The 764-nt window shown below is 66.2% G+C and carries 1 protein-coding gene; it reads left to right on the forward strand.

The window, feature by feature from the left end:
• Positions 1 to 33: 33 nt before the first annotated feature.
• Positions 34 to 764 (forward strand): leucine zipper domain-containing protein (locus D588_RS24365; protein WP_081613520.1); only part of this gene is annotated, 731 nt, incomplete at its 3' end.

A 764-nucleotide genomic window follows, 5' to 3' on the forward strand; every position in this document is an offset into this window, starting at 1 on the left:
TTACCAAGCCAACCCAGCCCCCAGGAGCCCCGAATGAACCTGCATAAACATGCCCGTTTGAGCCCTCGCGGTCGAGCCCTGCTGGTGGATCGCATCCTTGTTCATGGGCTGCGCGTGGAGGAGGCGGCGCATGCCGCCGGGGTCAGCGTGCGCACTGCCTACAAGTGGCTCAGGCGGTTCAAGGAAGAAGGCACGGCGGGGCTGATGGATCGCTCCTCGCGGCCACGTCATTGCCCGCACGCTATTGCGCAGTCCATCGTGGATCAGGTCCTTGAGCAGCGCCGCTGCCGGCAAACCTACCGCCAGATTGCCGGGCAGCTTCCTGTGGCACCAAGCACCATCGCCCGGTTGCTGCGCCGCGCCGGCCTGCACCGGCTGGCCGAGCTGGAACCGGCGCTGCCGGACAATCGCTATGAATACGCCCAACCCGGCCAACTGCTGCATCTGGACATCAAGAAGCTGGCCCGTTTCCGCCAGCCCGGCCACCGCGTGACCGATGATCGGACGGTCACCTCCCGTGGCATTGGCTGGGAGTACGTCCACCTGGCCATCGACGATCATTCCCGCGTGGCCTTCGGCACCATCGAGCCCGATGAGCGCGGTCTCAGTGCCTGCAGGGCCCTGATGCAGGCGGTTCGCTACTACCGCAGCCTGGGCGTGCGCTTGGAGCGCGTGTTGACCGACAACGGCGCCTGTTACACATCACGCCGCTTCCGACGCCTTGTCCGACGGCTCGGCCTGCGCCATCTGCGAACCCGACCCTA

Origin of the sequence: Xanthomonas sp. SHU 308, assembly GCF_000364645.1 — a bacterium.
GTDB classification, from domain to species: Bacteria; Pseudomonadota; Gammaproteobacteria; order Xanthomonadales; family Xanthomonadaceae; genus Xanthomonas_A; species Xanthomonas_A sontii.